We start from the raw sequence: 24254 nt of genomic DNA, 5'->3' as shown, positions 1-24254 counted from the left end.
TCAAATTAATCATACCTTTATACGTTGAAGCAATAAAAAAACAAATTCAATATGAGCGAAATTAAAATTTCCGCCAAAAAAATAATCACACATTTGGTTTTGGTTTTTGCTGCCATCCTTATTTTATCTTTCTTATTTTTAAAAATATTTCTTCCCATTTATACCAATCATGGTCAAACAGTGAGTGTCCCTGATCTGGAAGGATTCGAATATAATCAATTGGAAGCTTACCTAGGTGCAAGGGATTTGCAGTTTGAGGTGACGCTGGACAGTGGATATAATGCAGAATTAAAACCATTATCTGTTTTAAAGCAAAATCCAAGGGCTGGTAGTAAAGTAAAGCAGGGAAGAAAAATATATGTTACCTTGAATTCCCAGAATGCACCAATTGTCCGAATGCCAAACCTTGTAAATACATTGTTGAAAAATGCGCAGGAAACACTTGGAAACATGGGATTGGTAAGAGGAGAAATCATTTATGTTCCAGATATAGGAATCAATGTAGTTTTAGAACAGCGTTATAGAGGTAGGAACATTCCTGAAGGATTTGAAATCCCAAAAGGTTCACAAATTGACCTGGTGGTAGGCGATGGGTTAGGAAATCAGATATTGGATGTTCCAAATCTCATTGGAATGGATGAAGTTGATGCAGAATTTCTTATTTTAGGCTCAGGTTTGAGACTGGGAAGAATCAATTATATTGAGACAGATTCCGTGCCAGCAGGTTTAATTCTAAGGCAGATTCCACCACCAGGGGCTGAGGTAAAAACCGGAGAACCTATTGATATCTGGATTTCAGACATAAAAAACATTTCCCGTTTTTAATGCATAATACAAAAGTCATATTTTTATTTTTTTTGGTTGGTGTATTTTGGGCTTTGCCAGAAGTTTCTTTTGGGCAATTCCAAGTTTTGCCAACGCCACAAAAACATTTCCAAGAAACAGGAAATATCTCAGAAAGGTTGATGCAGGAATCACTTCCACTTCCTTTTTGGGATGATTTTTCTAAGTCAGGGATCGATTCAAAAAAATGGATAAATGAAGGAGCTACCCAATCATTTACCATAGGCAATGCTCCACCTAGTTTAGGAGTTTTACTTATGGACGGAGTGGATGAAAGAGGGAGACCATATTCCAATGTACTAGTGCAGCAAGGCCTCAATGACAGGATTACTTCTCAACCAATAAACCTATCTAACCTGAGTCCTCAAGAATCAAATACAGTATTCTTGAGTTTTCATTGGCAGCCAGGCGGTAAAGCAGAGATGCCTGATTTCAATGATGATTTAACATTATTTTTTCTAAATAAGAATGGTATCTGGGAACAAGTGTGGACAGTGTCCGGAGATCTGACAGCAGAGCAGTTATTTTTTACACAAGAAATCATACAAGTATCTGAATCTTTTCACCACGAAAATTTCCAATTCAGGTTCCAGGTAAGTGGAAGATCTTCAGGTCCATTTGATTCATGGTTATTGGATTATATTTATCTCAATAAAAACAGGAATTCAAATAATCTTTTCGTTCCCGATAGGGCATTAACCCAGACCAACAGCAGGCCATTTGGCAAATATACTGCGATCCCTTTGGCAGAACTGAGAAGGAGCCCTCCTAACATTTGGCAGAATATTTCTAATGAATTTAAAAATCTGGAAAACAGGTTTCGCGCTATGGAATACAGCGTGGTTCTCAAAAATCTTACTACAGGTGCTACCATAAGGAGGATCAATGATAACACACCATTTAATCCTGTCCCGTTGGCTAATGAAAGAAGGCGCTTTACAAGCAATAATTTCGGCACAATTCCCCTACCGCCCCAAGAGTCTGATCTTGAACTTATTACTTATATCAGTTCTGGAGACCGTTTCCTATTCCAAGTAATCAATGGTGACAGTGTCATATTCAGAAATGTTGATTTAAGAGTTAATGATACTGTAAAAACAATCGTTCCTATACGGGATTTTTTTGCTTATGATGATGGATTAGTAGACTACTCAGCCGGAATCAACCAGAGAAATGGGATGTTGGCCAACAGGTTTGAAGTTTCTGAACCTGCCTATGTCAAAGGCATCAGTATTAATTTTACCAATTTCAATCAGTTCAACTCTATTGTAGATCTGATGATTTGGAATAACTTAAGCAATCAACCAGTCTATACCAAGGAAATATTTATACCAGAAAAAGATAACTTGAATGATTTTGCTTATTTTGAACTGGAGGAAAATGTAAGGGTAGATGATACATTCTTCGTAGGTTTTATGCAGTTCACCAATGATTTTATTTATGTGGGGCTGGACAAAACATATGATAATGGTAGTGAGGTGTTTTTTAATGTTTCTGGAAGTTGGCAGCAAAACAATATTGTTAAAGGTTCTTTAATGATAAGAGTCCATTTGACCGAAAATCCAATAGTCGAGGAACAAATTGAAACTAATGCTGGATTTAAAGTTTATCCTAATCCGGTTACGGATTGGTTGATTTTGGAAGGAGAAATGGATGATTTTACAGTATTGGATCCTTATGGCAGGGCTCTCAATCTTCCAGTTGAAATGGGAAAAGATGAAAGTAAAATGATTAACTTTGCAGGACTTCAAAGAGGAATATACCTCCTTAATATCCGAAAAGGAGAAGAACAAAAATCAATCCGCATACTTGTAAAATAAAAATATGGAAGATATAAACGTATCAGAACTTAGAGAAAAGCTTCAGAATAAAGAAGATTTTGTCTTCATTGATGTACGGGAAGAATGGGAATATGAAGAAGATAACCTAGGTGCGATCAATATCCCCTTAGGTCAACTTCCTTATGAACTCGATGAACTGGAGGCATATAAAGACAAAGAAATAGTGCTTCAATGCAGATCAGGTTCCAGAAGTGGGAATGCTAAAAAATTTCTGGAGACCAAAGGCTTTACAAAAGTCCGAAATCTCCTTGGAGGTATTTTGGCTTATAGACAAATGGAAGAGGAGGATTAAGCCTCCTTTTTTTTATTTAAAAACTCCATCCAAATCTTAGATCCATGTGCTCTGCTACATGCCCATGTGCCTTAAGTCCTACTCCAAGGGTTAAGTGCCGGGTAAGTAAATAGCTCAAAACATATCTCTGATAAAATCTAAAATCATGATAGTTATCGGGCTTATTGGTGTACCATGCCATTCTCTGATTAAAATCAAATTTTCCAAATAAAAAATGGTGGGAAATAAATGGAGCTGGCATCAAGGCTTCCCACCTGTTTTTTTCTACTTCCAAAGAATAGTCTTTGTTAATTTCTATGCCCGCTCCAATGCCATTAATATTGCTTAAGGGTTTCTTTAATGCCAAAGCAACAGAGAAATTAGGCGCTCTTCCCTCCTCCCCTTCTCTGGTAGAAAGCCCTGTCTCCAAATAAAAAGTCCAATCTTGTGAAATGGATTCTTTACCATAAACGGGGAAAGGTGATTTAATAAAAAAATGGGATAATCCCAGCCCAAGCATAGGGTAATTCATTCCTTTATTAGGTTGACTTTGACCACCATTGGAAATATGATTATATGCAAATGCCAAGTGTAGTCCAAGATTATCTTTTAAGGTATATTCCAGTTTAGGACTCAAAAACAAAAGAAAACTAATAGGAGTGCTGAAAAAAATGTTATCAGGATTGTTGGCCTCATCATATACTTTGGACAAAAAGCTGGGGCCAAGCCCAGTCACCATACTGAATGTCCTAGATTTTTTTTGCCAAAGGATTGGTTCAAAGGTACCCGTAATACTTACTGCATATCCTAGTACCTCAGGATTTTGAAAATTATGGTAACTTAATTGAAGCCCCAAATAATGAAAACAATTACATGCATTCCAGCTTTTCTGGGACAGGTTCATTCTTTGGTAATGTAGGGATACTCCGATCGGATTACTTTGAGATAATGGCTTAAGTGCCTGGGAATGACTGATAATGAATCCATAACCTGAATCCAGCCCAAATCTTTTGATTTCTTGCCCAAAAGTGTTAGAAATTAGAAAAAAAGAACAGTAAATAATAACCAACTTTTTCACTAACTTAAAGGATAATTTTGATTCAGATTTCTTCTTTTCATTCCACATTTTCAAGCATATTATGATCGCTAAAACTCCTAATCCACCTTACTATGCTGTCATATTTACCAGTATACGTACAGAAATAAAAGAAGATTACCTTGATACTGCGAACCGTATGGTTGAACTGGCACAACTTCAGGAAGGTTATTTAGGTCATGAATCAGCCAGAGAGGGCCTTGGAATCACAGTCAGTTATTGGACCAGTTTAGCAGCTATCAAAAAATGGAAAATGGATGCAGAGCACCAAATAGCCCAAGAGAAAGGTAAATCCCTTTGGTACAAATTCTTTAAAACAAGAGTTTGTTTGGTTGAAAGGGATTATGAATTTCAATCGGAATTTGAAATACCCGGAGGATAAGTGACTTTTGTTATGGGGCGGGTTTAGACTTTTTATTTGCTTTGTAAAAAATAATTACAAGTCAATGGATAGTAAGTTTTGGGATGAAAAATTCTCAAGTTCGCCTGATCTGTATGGAGAACTACCTAATGAATTTCTTAAGGATCAATTGTATAAACTAAAGAAAGGCAAAATACTATTGCCAGGTGAAGGTGAAGGAAGAAATGCCTTTTTCGCTGCTTCAAATGGATGGGAAGTGACAGCTTTGGATCAAAGTCAAATTGCTCAAAAACACACCTTGGAAAAGGCAGAAAAAGCGAATCTGCACATAAAATACCATGTATGTAATGTTGAGGATTATCTTCCTGAAGCCAAGAGTTTTGATGTCATTGCAATGATCTATTTTCATTTGCCTTTAACAATACGGGATAAAGTTCATCAAAGATTTGTGCTGGCATTGAAAGAAAATGGTCTGTTGATTTTGGAAGGCTTTGGAAAGCCCCAATTGAACTTTCAATCAGGCGGACCCAAGAATCTTGAAATGCTTTATTCACTAGAGGAACTCAAATCCAGTTTTCCTAACCTGAATTGGCAATATGAATTTGACGGTCCGATCCTCCTAAAAGAAGGAAAAGGACATTCTGGAGAGGCGCATGTTATCCGATTAATAGGAAAAAAACAGCCATCAAACTGATAAAGATCAGGTTATAATTGGTTTTTCTTGAGTAAATTGAAGCTTCATAGCATCAATGAAAACATCCATAAAACCCATGAAAATCCTTGTCCCCATCGACTTCTCCGAGAATGCGAATAATGCATTGGATTTGGCCTATAAAATAGCCAAATTGAAAAAAGCATCCATAACACTTCTATATGCTATTTATGCAGTATATGACTTCGCAGCACAGTCAACTGAAATATTGGGGCAAATAGAAGAAGATGCAAAAAATGAGCTAAAAAAAGCTACTGAGTCGGGTAAAAAAGAAGGTTTAAATGTTGACTACAAGCTTTTACAAGGTACAGTTGCCTCTGTGACCACCTCCCTTGCCCACAGGGAAGATTATAATCTGGTAGTGATGGGTACACAAGGCGCCAGCGGGATCAAAAAAGCATTGGTGGGTTCTAACACTGGTCATGTAATCAAAGAGTGCAAAGTGCCAATCCTAGCCGTTCCTGAAATGGCAAGTTGGGAAAAAATCAAAAAAATTTCAGTTGGTTTAGAGCTTCAAAATGAAGATGAAAAATACTTTAGAAAGCTATTTGAACTAACTGAAGGCTTGAATTTACCATATGAGTTCTTTCATGTTAAAGTGGAAGATAACTTCGAAAAAAATATGGAAATCAAAGGGCTTGAAGCATTCCTCAAAGAAGAGCACCCTAATTTGAAAATGAATTTCAAAACAATTCCGGCCAAGGAAGTCGGAGTTGGACTTCAATCTTACCTGAATGAAAATGAAGATGCTATGTTGGTGATGTTTTGTAAAGACAAGACTTTCTTTGAATACCTATTTAACCGAAGTGAGAGTCTGGAAATGGCTTATCATACTCATGTTCCTTTATTGGTCATTAAATGAGGGTTATCATTAAAATAAAAAAGGGTATTGTCTTTTACATCAAAGCCAATACCCTTTTTTCAAATATTTAAGTTATCTAAACTCATAATCCACTCCATGAACTTGTGTCAGCAATGTAGCTGGTGCGTCCAAAGCAACGGCTGCGCTTCTTGGGGAAGGTGTTACAGGTGAGTTTTCAGCCAAATAACCCAACATGACCTGATGTAAGCTGAATTGTGCAGTTTTTACATTTTTCACGTTGTTGATCCTGCAAACTACATCTGCAGGATCTCCCTCACGTTCGCATGCAGAAATAGAGTAGGTTTTATTCCTATCCACAGCTTGACCCTTGATCGTCATGCTCTGAATCCTCTTGCCTTCTTCTCCGAATGCATAGAACCTGACTTCCATTCCCTTGAATTTAGTGACCCAACCTCCAAATCTCTTGGAGGCATCGGACGCAAATACATTGTTGAGCTCACCTTCCATCCAGTCCCATAGCTGCTGCCCAGTGACTTCTCCCCTACGGACCAAAGAATCGACCGGTAACATATCATAAATAAATCCTCTTGTTATTGGTACATTACCGGTTTCATCCCGACTGGTAAGTGGGGGACAGAATCTAAAACCATTTGAAAGCACAATATCTATTTCAGGCATTTTCCAATTCAATGCGTCAAGTACCATGGTATCAATTGGATTTTCAATGACGAAGTACCTATACAAAGGAATTGTACTATAGCCAACCACTTTGTTGATTTCATTTCTAAATGGGGCTTCTACCTCTTCTATAACTTTGGTAATTCTTGGAGAGGGTTTTATTTTTTCTCCAGGTATTTCAAGGAGTTCATAGTGCTCATCTACTAACTTGCCATTATCAAATGACAATTCCAATTTACCTAAAAAAGAACCAAAAGCTCCTGGCTGAACAACTTTTGCATACTTTCCCTGTATAGGTTTTCTAACCCTTTCATGGGTATCAGCACCCAAAATATAATCTACTCCTTCACAGAAAGGATGGTTGGAAAGTGCTATTTCCTGAGAAAGACCCGTATGGGATAAAACAGCAACAAATGCACATTTCTCCTGATTTTTTAAAACATCCACAAAATAGGCTAGGTTCTCTTCAGGCTTGGCAAAAATGATGCCTTCACTATAGCCCGGAGATTGTCTTTTTGGAACCAAATGGTCATTGTAACCAATGAATCCTAATTTCAATCCATTAATCTGCCAAATGTAATAGGGAGGAAACATCAAATTTCCACGTTTACCATCTCCTAGATCATGGTACATGTTAGCACAAACTTTATTACCAAATAAAGCACCCATCAATTCCTGCATTGGACCTTTATTATATACCACTTCCCAATTGCCGGGCAGATATAGGTCATAAGCCATACTGTTTAAGATAGGTACTATAGCTTTTCCTTTTGTTTTTACTGATAACAAAGAGCCCTGAAACATATCTCCAGTATCTATGAGGAAAGAATATTCAGCCTTAGCTCTTTCTTGCTGTATAAAAGAATGTAAATTGGCATATCCTCCAGCTTTTCGGAAAACAACCTGCCCATCTTCCCAAAAGAGTTCATCATGAGGATGTATCTGACAATGCACATCCGTTGTCTGTAAAATACTTACTTTAAATTTCTTTTTTGGCTCTGCCCCAAAGTCTATTTTTTCATTATCTGAATTTGCCAAGGACACGAGCGGATTCGATGCAAAAAAGCCAGTGCTTGCCCCCAGGGCTCCAATTTTTTTTAGAAATTCTCTTTTTGATGTATTCATTGCTGGTTAAATTGGGTTAAGTGCAGAGAAATAGAACTGAAAACCAGTAACTTAAAATACGCTTCTTTGTCAAAAAGGAGGATTTTTATTTAGGTCTGGTTTTAGGGTAATTTAATTACTGTTTCAAATATCACAGATTTAATGTTTTCCTAATGTGACTTTTATTACAGGCTGAATGGAGAATGGCAGTTAACTGATATGATTATCCGCAATCATACCATTAACTGAATTTCAAGGAGTTTACCTGTAAATTAGAATGAATTTCCAATATCAATAAATATAGGTGTGGTTAAAAACCGCATTTATAATGATTACAGGTATCATTACTGAACTACATATTTACTAAAATGACAATTCAACAAATCGTTTCCATTTCCATAAAAAATAACTAATTTGCCTATAATCTTAATTCAATTCTTATGAAAATTCAACTCAAGATTTTACATTATTTTCTTCTTTTTTTATATCTACCTTTACCACTTTTTGCACAGACAAGTGAAGAAAAGTCACTTTTATGGAAAATAAGTGGAAACGGTCTGGATAAAGAATCTTACTTATTTGGAACGATTCACCTGATCTGTGAAGATCAGTTCAAAATGGATGAAAGGGTATTAAACGCACTTTCAAATTCAAAAAGAATTGCTTTGGAAATAGATCTAACCGATCCAAATGCTATGATTGACATGCAACGCTTATCGGTAAATAAAGATTTTTTGAACATTAAGGATGAATTTGAGCCCGATCACCAAATTGCGGTGGATGAATTTCTAAAAGCTTCATTTGGGGTAGGTCTTGAACAAATGGGAATTATGAAACCATTTGTTCTTTCCAGCATGATCATGACCAAATTGTTACCATGTGAGCAGGTAAGCTCTTATGAAATGTTCTTTATCCAAAAAGCCCAAGAAGAAAAAACACCAATAGTGGGCTTAGAATCTGTTTCAGCCCAGATTGGTATTTTTGATCAGATTCCAATTAAAGAGCAATTAAATGATCTGGGTAAAATGGTTATGGAAAATGAAGGAATTGAAGAGTTTAAGACTTTGGTGAATGCTTATCTGGAAGAAGACATCGAGAAGTTGTACCAAATCATAGCATCAAGTGATCTTTTTAAGAATTACCAAGATATCCTATTAGATGAAAGGAATAAAAATTGGATACCCATTATTGAAGAATTAATGAAAGAGCAAACCACATTCATCGCTGTGGGTTCAGGTCATCTAGCATCTGAAACGGGTGTAATCGCATTGTTACGGAATGCGGGTTACGATGTAGAGGCCATAAAATAAATACCTAATCCTAAAAGAATTGATTACACGAATGGTTTTGCACCAGCAACTCAATTCTTTTAGTTTCGAATCAGAATATAAAATCCATGAAAAATATCAATGTTATCATCCTGCTCGGTTTGTTCTTTTATTCCTGTGTTTCAGGAAACAAGAAATCAGCAGACCAAGTATTTATTAATGGGATAATCTACACAGTAAATGAGATTAATCCTATGGCGGAAGCTGTTGCAGTAAAGGACGGTTTAATTCTGGCCGTCGGAACCTCAGAAGAAATCAAAGAGTATATCGGAAAGCAAACCGAAGTCATCGATCTGAAAGGAAAGACCATGACTCCAGGGTTTATTGAATCCCATGCCCACTTGATGGGAATTGGATACAACAAACTGGAAATCGACCTGATGTACGTCCAAACCTATGATGAACTGATAGAAAAGGTAGCTGAGGCAGCTGCTAAAGCAGAGCCGGGAGAATGGATTACCGGAAGAGGCTGGCATCAGGACAAGTGGATTAAAATGCCGGATAATACCGTGAAAGGATTCCAAACCCATGATCAGCTCAGTGCGGTAACCCCCAATAATCCAGTTTATCTTGCCCATGCCTCAGGACATGCCTCTTTCGTCAACCAAAAAGCCATGGAATTGGCAGGCATCACGCCCCTGGGAAGTGAAAATCCAAGACAGGTAGTAGAAGGCGGGGAAGTGCTAAGAGATGAACTGGGCAATCCTACAGGAGTACTGGTCGAGAGAGCATCCTATCTGGTGAGCAAATTGATTCCTGTTGACACCCCTGAAAGAAGAGAAAAAGCCCTTGAATTGGCTTTACAGGAACTTGCTGAAAAGGGAATCACTTCCTTCCATGATGCCGGAAGCGGTCAGGATGTGATCGATCTAGTAGAAAAATTCAAAAATGAAGGTCGTCTGACTTCCAGGATGTACATTATGCTGAGTAGCCGCCAGCCTGATTTATTGCAGGAATGGTACAAAAGAGGGCCGAAAATAGATCCAGATCATATGGTAACCGTCCGATCCATCAAACTGAATATGGATGGGGCATTGGGACCCTGGGGTGCTTGGCTGCTGGAGGACTACGAAGATAAACCGGGCCATAGAGGACATGAGACCATGCCTATGGCATTGGTGAGTGAAGTTTCGGAAAAAGGTTTGGAATTGGGTTTTCAGGTATGCTCCCATGCCATCGGTGACCGGACCAACAGGGAAGTTTTGGACCGTTACGAGGCGGCATTTGCTAAATTCCCAAATGTAACAGATCACCGCTTTAGGATCGAACATGCCCAACACCTGCATCCCGATGATATCAGCAGATTTGGAGAAATGGGCGTAATTGCCGCTATTCAGGCCATCCATTTGAGTTCAGACAGGCCTTGGGCAATTGGCAGATTAGGGGCCAAAAGGATAAAAGACGGGGCCTATGTATGGCAAAAATTACTACAATCCGGTGCCGTAATTTCCAATGGAACAGATGCCCCGGTGGAACCTTTGGATCCCATCCCTTCATTCTATGCTTCTGTGACCAGAAAAACCTTAAAAATGACTCCAGAAGGAGGTTATGAACCGGATCAGAAAATGACTAGGGAACAGGCTTTGAAATCCTATACTTTGGATGGGGCATTTTCAGAGTTTGAAGAAGCTTACAAAGGATCCATAGAAGTGGGAAAAGCAGCTGATTTTACCATTTTTGAACGAAACATCATGGAAATTCCGGAAAATGAAATCCTTCAGACCAAAGTGGCCATGACGGTAGTGGGTGGAAAAATTGTATATAAAGCTGAGTAATAAATTTTAGGAATACCTGCCAGGTTTCAGAAACCTGGCAGGTTAAATTTTTAAAGATTGACTTTTTCCAAAACTTGACTTTCTAAACTTAATGTTTTGATTTTGAACTTTTGGGCTTGTATTTTGAAGCTTTGATTTTTTCGTATCTTGAAAACAAAAAGATATGGTCTCCAATAAACTACAAAGCATACTTGGCTCAACCCCATGGAAAAAAACACTTTCGAAACCATAGATGACTATATCAATGCTTTTCCCAGTGAGACCAAAAGGATACTTCAAAAGATAAGGGAAACGGTAAGAGAAGCAGCACCGGAGGCCACGGAATCCATCAATTACGGTATCCCTACCTTTAAAATGCATGGAAATCTTGTCCATTTCGCGGCCTACAAGAAACACATAGGATTTTATCCAGCCCCTTCAGGAATTGAGGCCTTCAAGAAGGAAGTTGAATCATTCAAAACAGGAAAAGGAACATTACAATTTCCCTTGGATAAACCAATCCCATATAATTTGATTTCCGATATTGTTCAATTTAGGCTAGAAGAAAATAAAAGCAGAAAACCTAAAAAATGAAGATTCTAGCAATTGAAACCACCCTAAAGAAAGCCCAACCTGAGGAAATGGGATCCTAAATTACTGGGATCAACAGGAGCAAAATATATTTACAGATGGAATGAGTTACGTGGGAATCAGTTTAAGCATTGTCGGTTTGAAATTTTAATAGCCTTTTACCTTGGCTTTTCCCAAAAATCAGAAAATCTAAAGCGTATTTTCCTGAACCTAAAAAAAATACCGACCAAAATCCTGCCATATACATATAGGCCAGTTCTTTGACTGCGAATGTATCTGTACCATGTACTACAAGTACTGCAACTGTAAATCCTGCAGCTACAAAAAAGGCAGAAATACGGGTAAACAAGCCCAATACAACAAAAGTAGCACAAAATGCTTCTATGCTTCCCATAATCAGCATGGTCAGGTTTTCTCCTAATCCCAATGGGTCAGGGTAACTGATCTCTCCTTTCCACCATTGGAAAAGGGTGGGCCATCCATGTCTAATGGTCAAAGGCAAAGCAAAGAATAACCTAAGCAACAACAGTCCGAAATCCAACTTTTTGCCTGTAGAATATGTACTGAATAACCAATAAAAAAATGCTTTCATCTTTTAATCTATATTTTCTTTATTAAAACTCCCTACCTGGAGCATCAATCCGGAAATAATCTATATTTCCATTATCCTGTAAGGTTACAAAAGCAGTTTTCCCATCATTCCCGCCAAAGGCTATGTTTGATGGTTTTTTGCCTGAAACAGCTATTTCCAGAAGTATTTCACCTTCAGGAGAAACTTTCACCACAGTTCCTTTCCCATGTCGGGTGATGTATAAATTACCATTAATATCCGACCTCATGCCGTCCATTCCAAAATCATCGAACTGGATCAAGAGCCTTTTATTGCTGATATCACCTTTTTCTGATAAGTCATATACCCAAACTTTCCTTTGGACAGATTCGTTCACATAAAGCTTTCGATTGTCAGGACTCACCTCTACCCCATTGGTGGTACCCATATTCTTTTCTAAAAGGTGAGTACTTCCATCTGCATCTATCCTCCAGAGCTGACCAGTACTGTTTTTCCAGTCAGGATCACTTGCAAAAAGAATATCATTATCCATGATGGCAATATCATTAGGCTGGTTCATTTGACCATTGTGGGCATGCACGGAAATGGCCTTACTCTCCATATTTACTTTCAGAATATTATGGCCCGTATAGTCAGCGATCAACATATTGCCTTTGCTATCGAAGCGTATCCCGTTCCCTGTGCTACCCTCGGGAAGATCAATAAATAAAGAAGCCACCCCACCCTGATTTACCTGTCCAATAGTACCCTCATTTTCAAAATTGACCACATACAATATTCCATTTGAATCAACGGCAGGTCCTTCAATACCATTGGTAAACTGACTGTTTTGGGTAAAAGGCTTTGCAATATATAATTCCTCTGATTCTGAATATCCTAAGTCAGTTGTTTGCTGATCCTTTGCCCTATTTTTACAGGAACCGATAAAAATTATTAAAAACAAACTCAATAAAAGACGGCACATGGGTTAAGATTTTTTTGGTGAAGATAGATGTCTTAATATAAGAATAATTCCCTGATAAATATTTTCTGAAACAGATCTTAAGCTTTCTGCTCTCCAAAAACTAAGAATTTTCCGAATATGGAAAAAATAGAACAATTACTTTGAATAACTTGACATCCCCCTATCTTTTATTTGCAGTAGTTGGATCAAAACCATATATTCAGTTTTGTTTATCAAACTTTAAATCAGCCCAAGATTATGGAAAAACTTAAAAGAAGAACCTCTTTGAAAAAATTGATTGCCTCATTGGCAGGATTTGCCGGAATCGGAATGGTAGCAAAAGCAGAACCTGATAATACTCCTGAAAAAGAGGTGTTCAATGTCGTTCAGGATCAGGACATTCCTTTGTTTTCAGGTTCCACCAAACTGGGAAACATGATATTTGTCGCAGGAAAAGGTGCCCATTTTGATGGGGATATCAAAGCACATACAGACCACGTACTTAAAGAACTTGAAAAGGAACTGATAAAGGCAGGTTCATCCATGGAAAAAGTGCTGAAAGTAAATGTCTACCTTCATGATCTGAATGATTATAAGGGAATGAATGAAGTGTATAAAGGTAGATTCGGTAAAAAACCACCTGTAAGGACTACTGTTGCCACTTATGGCGGAGTTCCTGGAGATTCTTTGGTAGAAATGGATTGTATAGCATACATCTAAAATTGGGTCAGGATTATTTGACTACAACCGGCTCACTTAAACCATTGACACTGAATACAATTTCCCCATCTTTAATGGTCATTTCACATTCAAAACGTTTATCGGTTTCAAGTTTGTACCCGTTTTTGTCCCATACCCCAAATTGACCTTCCCTGACATGAATTAGCGCTACATCAGCAATGGCACCTTCTGAAAGGTGCCCTAATTCTTCTCTTTTAATGGCCTTGGCTGGCGACCAAGTACTGGCTTCGATAATCTGTGGAATCTCCATTCCCATGGCCATAAAGGTACTCATTACATTGAGCATATCTTTCATGGCGGCATTCATACTTCCCTTATGTAGGTCAGTACTGATGGTATTGGGATAAAAACCGGCTTCCAAAGCAGGAATCGCCTGCCTGAAATCAAAACTTGCCCCTCCATATCCAACATCGAAAATAATCCCTCGCTCCTGAGCTTCCCTTACAAATGGTTTGAATTGACGGGTCTGATAATCTACCACGGGTTCCCTGGCACCTCCTAATTCTGCAAAAACATGGGTATAGATGTCCCCTGGTCTTAAATGATCGAAAAACAATTCCCTTAACCTCAAGGGGGCAAAAGCCATAGATCCTCCAAAATCAATGATCACAGGCATGTTTGCAATATTTCCTGCCTCAACTGCCCTGTCCACAGGAATCCAATCTCTTTTGGCATAATGGGCAACTTTGAATCCAACCACATGTTCCTTGAAATTCAAAGCAGTCTGCGCTGTAAGAACAGCATTCATATCGGAAGTATCCTGTTCATAGGCTCCGCCCCGCATGCCTTCACCTACAATATTCATGAAGGCCAAAACTCTGGTTTTGGAATGATCAATGATGTTCTGTTTGAAAATATGAAAATTTTTCCATCCCGGACCACCACAATCGACAATAGTGGTCACTCCTGTCCTGAAAGTAAAGCTATCAGGATCCACTGCCACTAATCCATCACTCAAGTAGCTATTGGGTCTGGTGCCATAAAAATTATGCCCATGGATGTCTATCAAGCCTGGTACCACCAATAAACCATTTGCTCTAACCACTTGCCTGGCATTTTTTGGGTCTATATTTTTGGCTACTTTGACTACTTTCCCTTCCTCAATAGCAATATCCATAAGTTCATCAATATTGTTCTTTGGATCAATCAGATGTCCTCCTTTTATTACCAACTGATAATTTTGGGCATGAACACTTCCAATAAGAAAAAACAACAACAATGTTTTGAGTAATATTCTCATCATGACACTAAGTTAAATGTTAGATTTTTGCAGCTATTAATTCTTCTTGAATTCTCCTAGCAACTATTTTTTCTTCATCCGGTCTCAACATAAAAACAGTCAGGCTAATTTCATGATCTCCATTGCCAATAACTTCAATGGAAGGAGTTCCGAACCTGAGTTTTTCCTGCATCTGTACTCTAGTCAGACCAATCACCTTCGGATCCCAAGTAATTTTAAGGAAAGGTGTATGGTTGGCTACAGGAGGAACAGATACTGAAGTAGTTACCGAGATTACTTTGCTGACTATATTGGCAATATATGCCACTTTATTCTCCCAGGATTTCCATTCTTTTTCATGGTCGGTATTGATATACTTCTCCAATGCCACATACATTCCAAGGATTTCCTCTTTGTTCACTTTCATCCCCCTTCCAATGGTATTTCCTCTTGGAGGGGCACTTAATCTTGCTGCTTCAATGATATGCTTCCTTCCCATCAGTATGCCTGCACTTTGAGGCCCTTTCATCGCTTTCCCTCCAGAAATACAGACCATGTCAAACCCCATATCATTGAACTTCCAAAGATTCTCTACCGGCGGTACATCTGCGGCAATATCAATCATGGTTGGAATGTTATGCTTTTTCCCTAAAGCCACCCATTCTTCATGTTGGATTTTTCCTTCCGGGGCAGTGTAATTCAGAAACCACATCATCGCGGTTTGCTCATTAATGGCTTTTTCTACATCCTCTGCGGTTTCCACTTCAACCAATTTCACCCCTGTATTGGTCAGGGCATGTACATAAGCCACATTATGAGTTTTTTGCACTAAAACTTGTGATTTCATCCCTTTCAGATTGGGAAGCTGGGCTATTTTTTCTTTATCTGCTCCAGTCAATACCCCTGCTAGACCCAACACCATGGCAGACCAACACCCTGAAGTGACTGTTGCTGCCTCTGCATGGCAAAGTGCTGCGATTTTCTCCCCCACTTTATCCTGTACCTCATCCAGCATGATAAATTCCTTGGAAGAAGCCTGAATGGTTTCCATCACTTCTTCGGGCATTAAGGAGGCCGTCATGGCGGTATAAGTTCCAGCTGCATTAATAAATGTCCTCAATCCAAGTTCCTTGATAAGATCTCTTTTAGGGAGTGAAATTGGATGCGCTAACCCAGGGGCAATTGGAATTCCTGATCCGACAAATGCCCCAACAAAAGGCAAAGCAGAAAGTCTTTTTAATAGCGTTCTCCTGTTGATCATATAGTGTATATTTTTAGAATCAAACTGCCTAGAGGATTTGATTCATCGGATTAGGGATTGGAATTAAATTTGTTAAATCTAATTTTTTAAAAAATATTCCGCAAACCACTGCGAACATTATAATCCCATTTACACAATATTGATCATATTCTCATAATATTATTTTGAAAAAAATATAAAATAAAGTTTTCTTGATTTAAGGATAAAGATTGCTGAATTTTAAAAATTGAGTTATTGAAAAATCAATGTACCAAAGAATTGTGGCAAATGAAAGTCAGGTTTGGGACGATCAACATACGACCAGGTAATGTAATGGGGATTACTGGTAAATGTAGCGGTCTTGTAAAAATTGCCTTTCCATACCACACCTGGTTTCGGATCACTGATCTTTGAATAACCTGACAGCATATTCAAAGGCATTTTAAATTCTATGGTCCAAACAACTTCATCCTGTATCTCTGGAAATACTTTTTTTGGAAGGGAATGGGCGATTTCGATTTTTTCAATATCAGAAGGTAATAGGTACTTAAACTTTTTATGAGGTTCTGTGGAAAATTGCATCAGTGCTACCCCTCCGCAATTGATTTCGAGATTGAAATAATAAAGGGGATTGTTTTCATCAGGCGAAAAAAAGAATTCCACACAAGAATCAGTATAAACTGGACCATTGATATCCTCCACCACACTTTTTACATATTTATCCATGACTTGAAAAATTCCATATAAATGATCCTCATCATATAATAATTTGGCTTGGGTTTTAGGAAAAAAACCGGGATCCTGCCCCATATTATTCAAAATATGAATGGCATCTGCTTTATGCCATTGTGGTTTATCCCAATTCCCATCGATCAATAAATCACCCTCTAGCTTATGGATAAAATATTCCTCTACAGCCCCCATTTTGCCGGCTCTTGAATCATATACAGATGGGTAAGAAAATGAAAGAGAAAAAATCCCTAATAGAATTAAATAGTATAATTTTTTTGCTCTCCCTTCCATTTCATAATTTATTTCTTAATTCTTCCCTGACTTTTCCTACCTCTAATGCTGATATGCTGGGAGAATCATTTCCAAAATTTTTACGGATATAGGTTAGCAATGATGAAATTTCAGCATTGTTTAAAAAATCATGGGCAGGCATAACACTATTGTAAGCCAAACCCTGAATGGTGACAGGGCCTTCCATCCCCTTTAATATCAATTCAATCAATGTTTTACTCCTCCCATTGACCATTTTCGATTCAGTGATTGGAGGAAATCGGTTCCCATCTCCTTTTCCGTCTTTTTGATGGCAGGTACTGCAATATAAATTATATATTTTTTCTCCGGCTTCTACCATCCCTATCTCTACATTATCCAATTTTTCATCCGGGTCTTTGATATTGGTTCTGGTTCTTTTCCTTTCCTCCAATTTAGCCAATGCATCATCCCCAAATTTAGATTTTTTGCCCTTGTACATGATTCGCCAAATTTTACCCTTAACACTTTCCGAAATATAAAGTGAACCATCCGGCCCCATAGCAATGCCCATAGGTCTTGCTAAGGCATCCCCGGTATTCACTATGGTATCCAATCCGGCAAACCCATCGGCAAAAACCTCCCAAGACCCCGATGGCTTACCTTTTTCAAAAGGAACAAAGGCAACAAAATAACCTCCCTGAGGATAGGGCCCTCTTATTGTTGATCCATGGAATGCTACAAAAGCGCCATTTTTATATCTTTCCGGAAATTGATCTCCTCTATAAAAATGAAGGTCATTGGGTGCAAAATGGCCGGGAAATGCTATCAATGGCTGTTCCACCAAATGGGCATCTCCCAGAATTTTCCCGTCACCACCATATTCAGGGTTTAGTTTTTTCTTTCCCTCAATATGGTCATAGTAGTAATAAGGCCAACCTCCATCGGTTCCTTCTTTTACCCTAAAAAACTCTTCTGAAGGTAACACAGCACTTTGCCATGGCGAGAAAAATTGTGGCCAGGATTTATTCAGGTCATCCCTTCCATGTTGGACAACATATAATTCATCCTCCTCAAAGTTCCAATCCATTGCCACCACTGACCTGATTCCTGTTGCATACCTTTGCCCCATTTCCTGGGTTTGGTTCAACTTATTGGCATCAAATTTCCATATCCCAGCATGCCATTCCAATTGTGGACAGGGATCCATGCCGGGTGAACCAGGTCTTCGGTTAAACTCCTGACAAATATCCCCTGGAGACCCGAAAGACACATACATATTGCCTTTACCGTCAAAAGCTATGGGCTTGGCAATATGCTCATATCCATATGTTGCATTCTTATAATCATCCACTACAATCAATTCAGGGTCTCCTATGGGCAGTAATGAATTGGGATCCATTTTATACCTGTACACCTCTCCAGCTGTGCTGAAATAAAGATAACCGTTGTAAATCCGCATGGCTGTGCCATAATTACCTGTATCCGGATACCCTCCAAAATATTCTATAATATCTGCTTTCCCGTCTTTGCTTGTATCTCTCAAGACTACCAGACCCCTTCCCTCATTATCAGGAACCCTAAGTTTAACATAGATATCACCTGCCTCACTCACTGCCAAATGCCTGGCCCTACCAATACTGTCCACTACAACTAATGCCTCAAATCCATCTGGTAAAAAAAGACCCGCATTTTCTATATCTCCCGGTGGAAGTTTTTGGTATTGAGTACAGGAAAATAAAAAAGTAATGCAGAGACAATATCCCATTAAGTAAATTATTCCTCTAAGGAACATGAAAACAAGACCCTGACAAAATCTCATAAACCGGCCAATTATATATTGATAATTTCTGAAATATTATATTCCAAAGAATTTAATTATTGAAATGTAATATTTTTAAAAATAATATAACTTCCATTTATCAAAAATTCCTCACATTAAAAAAATATCCAACCCAAAAATTTCAATTCACAATCCACAAAAAAACAGTATGCCTCTTTCCATCCGCTAATTCAATGGTCCTAGTCTCAGTGGGTTCCCAATCTCCCATGTCAAAACGATGAGAAATCACCCGAGTACCGGATGGCATTCCCCATATTTTAGGCCTCAATTTCAAATTGATATCCGGAAAAAGGTATAAGGTAAGTACAGTGGCCTTGCTGAAATCCAATTCAAACAAGTCCCCTTGCTTAAAGTCAACCAAATGATCCACCCCCTCCTTTTTTGCCAAATCAAATGCATCGCTGACCAAATCCTTATCTATTTCAATACCAAGCCCTTTGGCACCGAATTTTTTGGCTGCTGATATTGGAATTCTCCCATCTCCAGAACCCAGATCTATAATATAATCATCCTTGGTAATTTTGGCCATATCCAGCATAGCCTCAATAACCTCCCATGGAGTAGTAACAAAGGGAACCAAATCAGCAAAGCCCGCAGAAGTATCTTGGGCATTAGACCTAAAGCTTAACCATGAAAATAAAAAGGCCAAAAGAAAATATTTTACAGATTTATTCATGATTTCATTGCTCATGTAATCTTTTCAAGAACCCAAATCTAATACTACATTTCCGGTCTTCCTTCCCGAAGCTACATATTGATAAGCTTCTCTGGCTTTATCCAAAGTAAAAACTTTTTCAATAACAGGTCGGAAACCGCCTTCAATTACTACTTTTTGAATTACATTCATGCTGCCTTTAATATCTATTGGGAATGGAAAAATCACCCTTTTCCCTCCTTTTATTTTAGTTAAAAAAGGTAAATATAAGTTCTCTATCCCCTCTCCTAATTCAGATGATAAATAAGACCCATTTTCTTCCAGAATCTCTTTACATTTATAAAAAGTGCTTTTACCTACCGCGTCAAATATCACATCAAATTTTTCATCTAATTTAGTAAAATCCTGTTTTTCATAGTCAATCACACGGTCCACTCCCAAAGCTCGGATCAATTCCAAGTTTTTGGTATTGGCCGTAGCAGTTACGAAAAGACCTTGATGTTTTAATAGTTGGACCATTGCCGAACCAATCCCTCCAGTTGCACCATTGACCAAGACTTTTGAATCAGGTTTTAATTTGAAATATCTGAGGAAATTAACCGCATAATGTGCTCCTTCCGCGCATGCTGCAGCCTCATGAAAAGAAACTCCTTCAGCAATGGGTAAAATATTTTTATTCTCCCCATAAGCCAAATATTCCGCCTGAGAGGGTAAACCATTGTCATCAAATCCCCATACTCTATCACCCACCTTGAACTTTGTTACCTGGCTACCTACTCTTTCTACTATTCCTGCAAAATCTGTCCCAAGGATAGCTGTCCTAGGTCTAGGCCAACCTACAAAAAATCTAAATATATACGGCTCTCCACTCAGTACGCTACAATCTGTCCTGTTTACAGTAGTGGCAAGTACCCTTATCAAAACTTCATGAGGCTTTGGTAATGGTTGGGGCATTTCTTCAATCTTGATTAAATCAGGACTTCCATATTGATGTCGGACGGCAGCTTTCATTAATAGAAATTTATTGTTCCGATTTGATAATCCATCTGGCTGAAATATAATACGCTAACGTCCAGCTGATAATCAGGTTAATTCCTACTCCAAGTCCATAAATTGCAGGCATTGCCCACCAATTTAATTGTTGCCCTATAATACTTGTAACCACCGCAGTAGCTGCTACAAGCATAAATAAAATTCTTTTTGAAAGCTGCATCTGTATGGTAAGAAAAAGGAGAAGGTTTAAACATATCGCTACCAATAATTGGGTCAATAATTCTAAAGCAAAATAGGTTCCTGCATTATATCGGGAAACCGGAGCACTTATGATCCAAGAAAAAGATTTATCTGTAGTCAAGGTTGATATTTTCCCAACCATGACTTCATCAAATTTTTCAGTTGTAAGTGAGCCCGGTTCCATTTTTTTCTCCTGCGGAGCCTGAAAAGCCTCTGTTTGCTCACCAGATTGAGCAGTAATCACTTGGGTACTTGGTATTCCCCAAGGAAGCATTTGGGCCAGTCCTCCGTATAGAAATAAAATCACTGTTATCAACAGTGTGGATAGGATATATTTTTTCATAGTGAACGATTAAGTTGTAAAAAAACTAAAAGCTATGGAAACCTAATTCCAATTAATCTGACTTTCAGGTATTTGCATTCAGCATACTCTTTCTAATTTGGTATAAGTTAAAATTCATTTCTTAACTTTAAAAACTTTCATTTGAAAATGAGGTTAACTAACTGTAAAATAAATATTTACCACACCTGGGTATTTAGAAATGAAATGTAAGTTATTCACTGTTGTTTTACTATTGCTATTTACAGGCATTCTACCTATTATTTCCTGTGTGGATCAGCCATGTGATGGACCCTGCGGCTGCTTTCCTGTTTTTGAACCTGAAAATTTTTCAATAACCCAGCTTTCAATGGAAACAGTTTTCAGATCAGAAACCAATGTACCGCTTGATCCAGAGGTGTTTTATTTTTACCAGAGCATATATCTTGGCATTTGGGCTTCTGACTTTAAGAAGGTAAGTGAAACAAAAAGAACAATTCCCCAAACAACCTATTTTTTCCCCGATGTTATGGCCAACTGTAGTTCAGGAGAGAAAATCTCCATAGAAAAGTTGACAAATCTTAAAATAATCAACAGAAAGGATATCCAAATTACAGAAGGGATGTTCTTAAAAGATGCTGATGATATTACTGATAAATTTTTAGCAACTTCCAATTTTCAGCAAATGGAAACAATTGAGAATTTTTTAAAAAGAGAGCACCGGTTTCAAGAGCAAGTAAGAATACATTTGAGATTCAATCAAAAGCCAATTTCTGCATTGGAGCTTATTTTTGATGTCATTGTAGCTTTAGACAATGGCAACAGTTACATTTTCCGGGACCAAAGATTTAAAATATCTCCTTAAGCTTTAAAATTTTTTCTCAACTAATTCTATTTGATTGCTTATCATTGTAGCAAAGTTTAATCATGCCAGGAAAAGCATTCTTATTGTTTATTTTTTGCATCAATATTTCTGCTCAGTTAATAGTGAAAGGGCAGACTGATTCTTTATTCAATGTATTGGATGTCCTACAAAATCAAAGGCCTAAAAACCTTGAAAAAATAGCACAATTGCAATTTGAAATCGCCATGACCTACTATCAAGAGCGTGATTTCCAACGTTCACTTTTATACCATAAGGTAGCTAGTGAGAATTTTTTGTTGGTAAATAAGCTTGAAAAATACGGCGAATGTCTGCATAACCTTGGGAACATTGCTTATTACCTGGGGAACTCAGAAGAGGCCATTCAATATTACCGTGCCTCCATTGTAGAACGGGAAAAATTAATGGATCATAAGGGGCTTGCATCCGGATATAATAACCTTGCCAATGTGTACAACCGATTGGGGGAATATCAACAGGCATTGGAGTTTTATGAAAAGTCGCTGGAAATAAAGGAAAAAATTGGAGATCAAAAAGGCACTGCTTCCACACTGAAGAACATCGCCTCTATCCATTATTTCAGGGACAATTATGTGGCAGCCTTAGAGACCAACTTAAAAGCCCTTAGGATTTCTGAATCCCTTCATGATTCCCTAGGCATATCATTTGTATACAATAATATTGCACTGATTTATGAAAAACAAGACAAATGGGACGAAGCCTTGTCTTATTACATGCAATCTCTTGCAATAAAAGAAAAAACGGAAGATTCTCAGGGAATGGCCACTACCCTCAACAATATTGGCAGTTTGTACCAGAGAAAAAAAGAATTTGACAAAGCCATAGAAGCATTGGAGAAATCCCTGAACATTTCAGAGAAAATAGGTGAAAAAGAAGGGATTTCTGCTGCAATCAACAACCTTGCCAGCATCTATGAGGATCTTGGACAGACGGAAAAAGCTATGAAGCTTTTCCTTCAATCCCAAAGAATTGATGAAGAGATCGGAAACAAAAGGGGAATGCTCTTGAGCATAACAAGCTTATCACAAATCCAGTACGTATTAAAAAACTACAAAGAATCCATTAAGCTTGCCAAAGAAGGAATAGACTTGGCAAAACAATTGGACTCCAAAGCTGAATTAAGGGACCTCAATGGACTGTTGAGCAAAAACTTCGAAGCTTTGGGTGATTATCGGGCTGCATTACACCATAATCAACTCTTCCAAGAGTATGCAGACAGCGTCTTCAATCAGGAAATCGAGAGGAAAACGGCAAGGATTGAAGCAGAATATGAATATGACAAGAAATTGGCAATCATTCAGGCAGAACAAAAGGCCTTAGAACTGGAAAATGAAAAAGAATTGCAAAGGCAAAATTTTCAAAAGAGGCTTTTATTATTGGCATTATTTGGAATCATCCTTATAGCTGGAATTCTTTACCAAAACTATCGAAAGCAGAAAAAAGCAAAACAACTTCTGGAAATAAAAACCCAAGAATTAGAAAAAGCCAATCAGGTCAAGGCAAAGCTGTTCAGTATTATAGGACATGACTTGAGAGGACCACTAGCCAGTCTATTTATGCTACTTGGTCTTTACAGACAGAACAGATTGGATGATAATGAGTTCAAAGGGCTGGTTCCGGAACTCTATAAAAATGTAGGTGCGATTATGGAAACCCTGAACAATTTGCTCAGGTGGTCCATCAGTCAGATGAATATGGTAAAATCAGTTCCTGTACCTACTTCATTATCAGAAAAAGTAATTGAAATTGAAAGCTTTAATTCCACTTTGCTAAGACAGAAAAACCTGAACTTTAGAAACCAAATCCCAATTGGAACTTTGGTTTTGGTAGATCCAAACCATTTGGATTTGATATTGCGAAACCTGCTAAGTAATGCAATCAAATACAGCAAAATCAATGGAACAATTACCCTGAAATCATTAGAAAAAGATGGGATGATTATCATTTCGGTAAAAGATGAGGGAATAGGAATGAATCAACAAGAGGCAGATCAACTCTTCCAATCCGATCTGGTAAAAAGCAAAAGAGGAACATCGGGGGAACAGGGTACTGGTCTAGGGCTAAACCTGACCCAACTTTACATTGAAGAAAATGGAGGGAAAATTTGGGTAGAAAGTGAGCAGAACAAAGGAAGTGTTTTTTATTTTTCACTACCTGCATTTATTGAAGACTAAAACAAAATGCAACATAAGGTCTAATTCTT

General features: G+C 38.0%; 23 protein-coding genes. 12 read left to right on the top strand and 11 right to left on the bottom strand.

Annotated elements, in window-relative coordinates; translation table 11 throughout:
* Positions 1-51 precede the first annotated feature (51 nt).
* From CLV48_RS01090 to CLV48_RS01080, 3 genes are read left to right on the top strand one after another with little or no spacing between them, the layout of a single operon-like run.
* Positions 52-825 (top strand): PASTA domain-containing protein, encoded by a 774-nt coding sequence (locus CLV48_RS01090; protein WP_106565394.1) that lies wholly within the window; start codon positions 52-54, stop codon positions 823-825.
* Positions 825-2663: a T9SS type A sorting domain-containing protein gene (locus tag CLV48_RS01085; RefSeq protein WP_106565393.1), complete on the top strand. Its 1839-nt coding sequence runs from the start codon at positions 825-827 to the stop codon at positions 2661-2663. Before CLV48_RS01090 ends, CLV48_RS01085 begins: the two co-directional genes overlap by 1 nt.
* Positions 2664-2667: 4 nt before the next feature.
* Entirely contained in the window at positions 2668-2976 is a 309-nt protein-coding gene (locus CLV48_RS01080) for a rhodanese-like domain-containing protein (RefSeq protein WP_106565392.1), read from the top strand.
* Between the two features lie 16 nt (positions 2977-2992).
* Here CLV48_RS01080 and CLV48_RS01075 read toward each other — a convergent pair whose 3' ends face one another.
* On the bottom strand, positions 2993-4033 hold the full coding sequence (locus CLV48_RS01075) for an acyloxyacyl hydrolase (protein WP_106566073.1): 1041 nt from the start codon (positions 4031-4033) through the stop codon (positions 2993-2995).
* 61 nt (positions 4034-4094) lie between these two features.
* Here CLV48_RS01075 and CLV48_RS01070 point away from each other — a divergent pair, with 61 nt between their 5' ends.
* The 3 genes from CLV48_RS01070 to CLV48_RS01060 all read left to right on the top strand — a co-directional run bounded on the left by CLV48_RS01070 (position 4095) and on the right by CLV48_RS01060 (position 5986).
* Entirely contained in the window at positions 4095-4433 is a 339-nt protein-coding gene (locus CLV48_RS01070) for an antibiotic biosynthesis monooxygenase family protein (RefSeq protein ID WP_106565391.1), read from the top strand.
* Positions 4434-4497: 64 nt separating this feature from the next.
* Positions 4498-5106, top strand: a complete 609-nt coding sequence (locus CLV48_RS01065; RefSeq protein ID WP_106565390.1) for a class I SAM-dependent methyltransferase — start codon at positions 4498-4500, stop codon at positions 5104-5106.
* Positions 5107-5182: 76 nt separating this feature from the next.
* A complete protein-coding gene (locus tag CLV48_RS01060; RefSeq protein WP_106566072.1) occupies positions 5183-5986 on the top strand; it encodes a universal stress protein in 804 nt (267 codons plus the stop codon).
* Between the two features lie 72 nt (positions 5987-6058).
* Here CLV48_RS01060 and CLV48_RS01055 read toward each other — a convergent pair whose 3' ends face one another.
* Entirely contained in the window at positions 6059-7750 is a 1692-nt protein-coding gene (locus CLV48_RS01055) for a bifunctional metallophosphatase/5'-nucleotidase (protein ID WP_106565389.1), read from the bottom strand.
* 419 nt (positions 7751-8169) lie between these two features.
* Here CLV48_RS01055 and CLV48_RS01050 point away from each other — a divergent pair, with 419 nt between their 5' ends.
* From CLV48_RS01050 to CLV48_RS01040, 3 genes are all read left to right on the top strand, one after another.
* Positions 8170-9039: a TraB/GumN family protein gene (locus CLV48_RS01050; protein WP_106565388.1), complete on the top strand. Its 870-nt coding sequence runs from the start codon at positions 8170-8172 to the stop codon at positions 9037-9039.
* An 86-nt stretch (positions 9040-9125) separates the two neighbouring features.
* A complete protein-coding gene (locus CLV48_RS01045) occupies positions 9126-10832 on the top strand; it encodes an amidohydrolase (protein ID WP_106565387.1) in 1707 nt (568 codons plus the stop codon).
* Between the two features lie 204 nt (positions 10833-11036).
* Positions 11037-11405, top strand: a complete 369-nt coding sequence (locus CLV48_RS01040; RefSeq protein WP_106565386.1) for an iron chaperone — start codon at positions 11037-11039, stop codon at positions 11403-11405.
* Positions 11406-11526: 121 nt separating this feature from the next.
* On the opposite strand, the gene CLV48_RS01035 is transcribed toward CLV48_RS01040, so the two are convergent.
* Both CLV48_RS01035 and CLV48_RS01030 read right to left on the bottom strand, forming a co-directional pair.
* Positions 11527-11994, bottom strand: coding sequence for a DoxX family protein (locus CLV48_RS01035; protein WP_106565385.1), 468 nt, complete (start codon positions 11992-11994; stop codon positions 11527-11529).
* A 22-nt stretch (positions 11995-12016) separates the two neighbouring features.
* Positions 12017-12937 carry an SMP-30/gluconolactonase/LRE family protein gene (locus tag CLV48_RS01030; RefSeq protein ID WP_106565384.1) on the bottom strand — a complete coding sequence of 307 codons (921 nt, stop codon included), beginning with the start codon at positions 12935-12937 and terminating at the stop codon, positions 12017-12019.
* A 237-nt stretch (positions 12938-13174) separates the two neighbouring features.
* Between CLV48_RS01030 and CLV48_RS01025 the strand changes: the two genes are divergently transcribed.
* Positions 13175-13636, top strand: a complete 462-nt coding sequence (locus CLV48_RS01025) for a RidA family protein (protein ID WP_106566071.1) — start codon at positions 13175-13177, stop codon at positions 13634-13636.
* A 13-nt stretch (positions 13637-13649) separates the two neighbouring features.
* On the opposite strand, the gene CLV48_RS01020 is transcribed toward CLV48_RS01025, so the two are convergent.
* From CLV48_RS01020 to CLV48_RS00990, 7 genes are all read right to left on the bottom strand, one after another.
* The gene (locus tag CLV48_RS01020; RefSeq protein ID WP_106565383.1) at positions 13650-14900 is read right to left on the bottom strand and encodes an amidohydrolase/deacetylase family metallohydrolase; all 1251 of its coding nucleotides are present in this window, start codon (positions 14898-14900) and stop codon (positions 13650-13652) included.
* 16 nt (positions 14901-14916) lie between these two features.
* Positions 14917-16137, bottom strand: a complete 1221-nt coding sequence (locus CLV48_RS01015; RefSeq protein ID WP_106565382.1) for a PLP-dependent transferase — start codon at positions 16135-16137, stop codon at positions 14917-14919.
* 231 nt (positions 16138-16368) lie between these two features.
* Positions 16369-17139 (bottom strand): carbohydrate-binding family 9-like protein, encoded by a 771-nt coding sequence (locus tag CLV48_RS01010; protein WP_106565381.1) that lies wholly within the window; start codon positions 17137-17139, stop codon positions 16369-16371.
* Between the two features lies 1 nt (position 17140).
* Positions 17141-18919: a PQQ-dependent sugar dehydrogenase gene (locus CLV48_RS01005; RefSeq protein WP_245889445.1), complete on the bottom strand. Its 1779-nt coding sequence runs from the start codon at positions 18917-18919 to the stop codon at positions 17141-17143.
* 142 nt (positions 18920-19061) lie between these two features.
* Entirely contained in the window at positions 19062-19616 is a 555-nt protein-coding gene (locus CLV48_RS01000; protein ID WP_106566070.1) for a methyltransferase domain-containing protein, read from the bottom strand.
* A gap of 24 nt (positions 19617-19640) precedes the next feature.
* The gene (locus CLV48_RS00995; protein WP_211299873.1) at positions 19641-20606 is read right to left on the bottom strand and encodes an NAD(P)-dependent alcohol dehydrogenase; all 966 of its coding nucleotides are present in this window, start codon (positions 20604-20606) and stop codon (positions 19641-19643) included.
* 10 nt (positions 20607-20616) lie between these two features.
* Entirely contained in the window at positions 20617-21171 is a 555-nt protein-coding gene (locus CLV48_RS00990) for a hypothetical protein (RefSeq protein WP_106565379.1), read from the bottom strand.
* A gap of 346 nt (positions 21172-21517) precedes the next feature.
* On the opposite strand from CLV48_RS00990, the gene CLV48_RS00985 reads away from it, so the two are divergent.
* Together CLV48_RS00985 and CLV48_RS00980 are read left to right on the top strand one after the other, a co-directional pair.
* A complete protein-coding gene (locus tag CLV48_RS00985) occupies positions 21518-22012 on the top strand; it encodes a hypothetical protein (RefSeq protein WP_245889444.1) in 495 nt (164 codons plus the stop codon).
* Positions 22013-22074: 62 nt separating this feature from the next.
* Positions 22075-24225, top strand: coding sequence for a tetratricopeptide repeat-containing sensor histidine kinase (locus CLV48_RS00980; RefSeq protein ID WP_106565377.1), 2151 nt, complete (start codon positions 22075-22077; stop codon positions 24223-24225).
* The last annotated feature ends 29 nt before the right edge of the window (positions 24226-24254 follow it).

The organism is Cecembia rubra, from assembly GCF_003014575.1.
Taxonomy (GTDB): domain Bacteria; phylum Bacteroidota; class Bacteroidia; order Cytophagales; family Cyclobacteriaceae; genus Cecembia_A; species Cecembia_A rubra.
The sequence above is the reverse complement of the archived record's forward strand: the minus strand, read 5'-3'. Positions and strand labels throughout refer to the sequence as shown.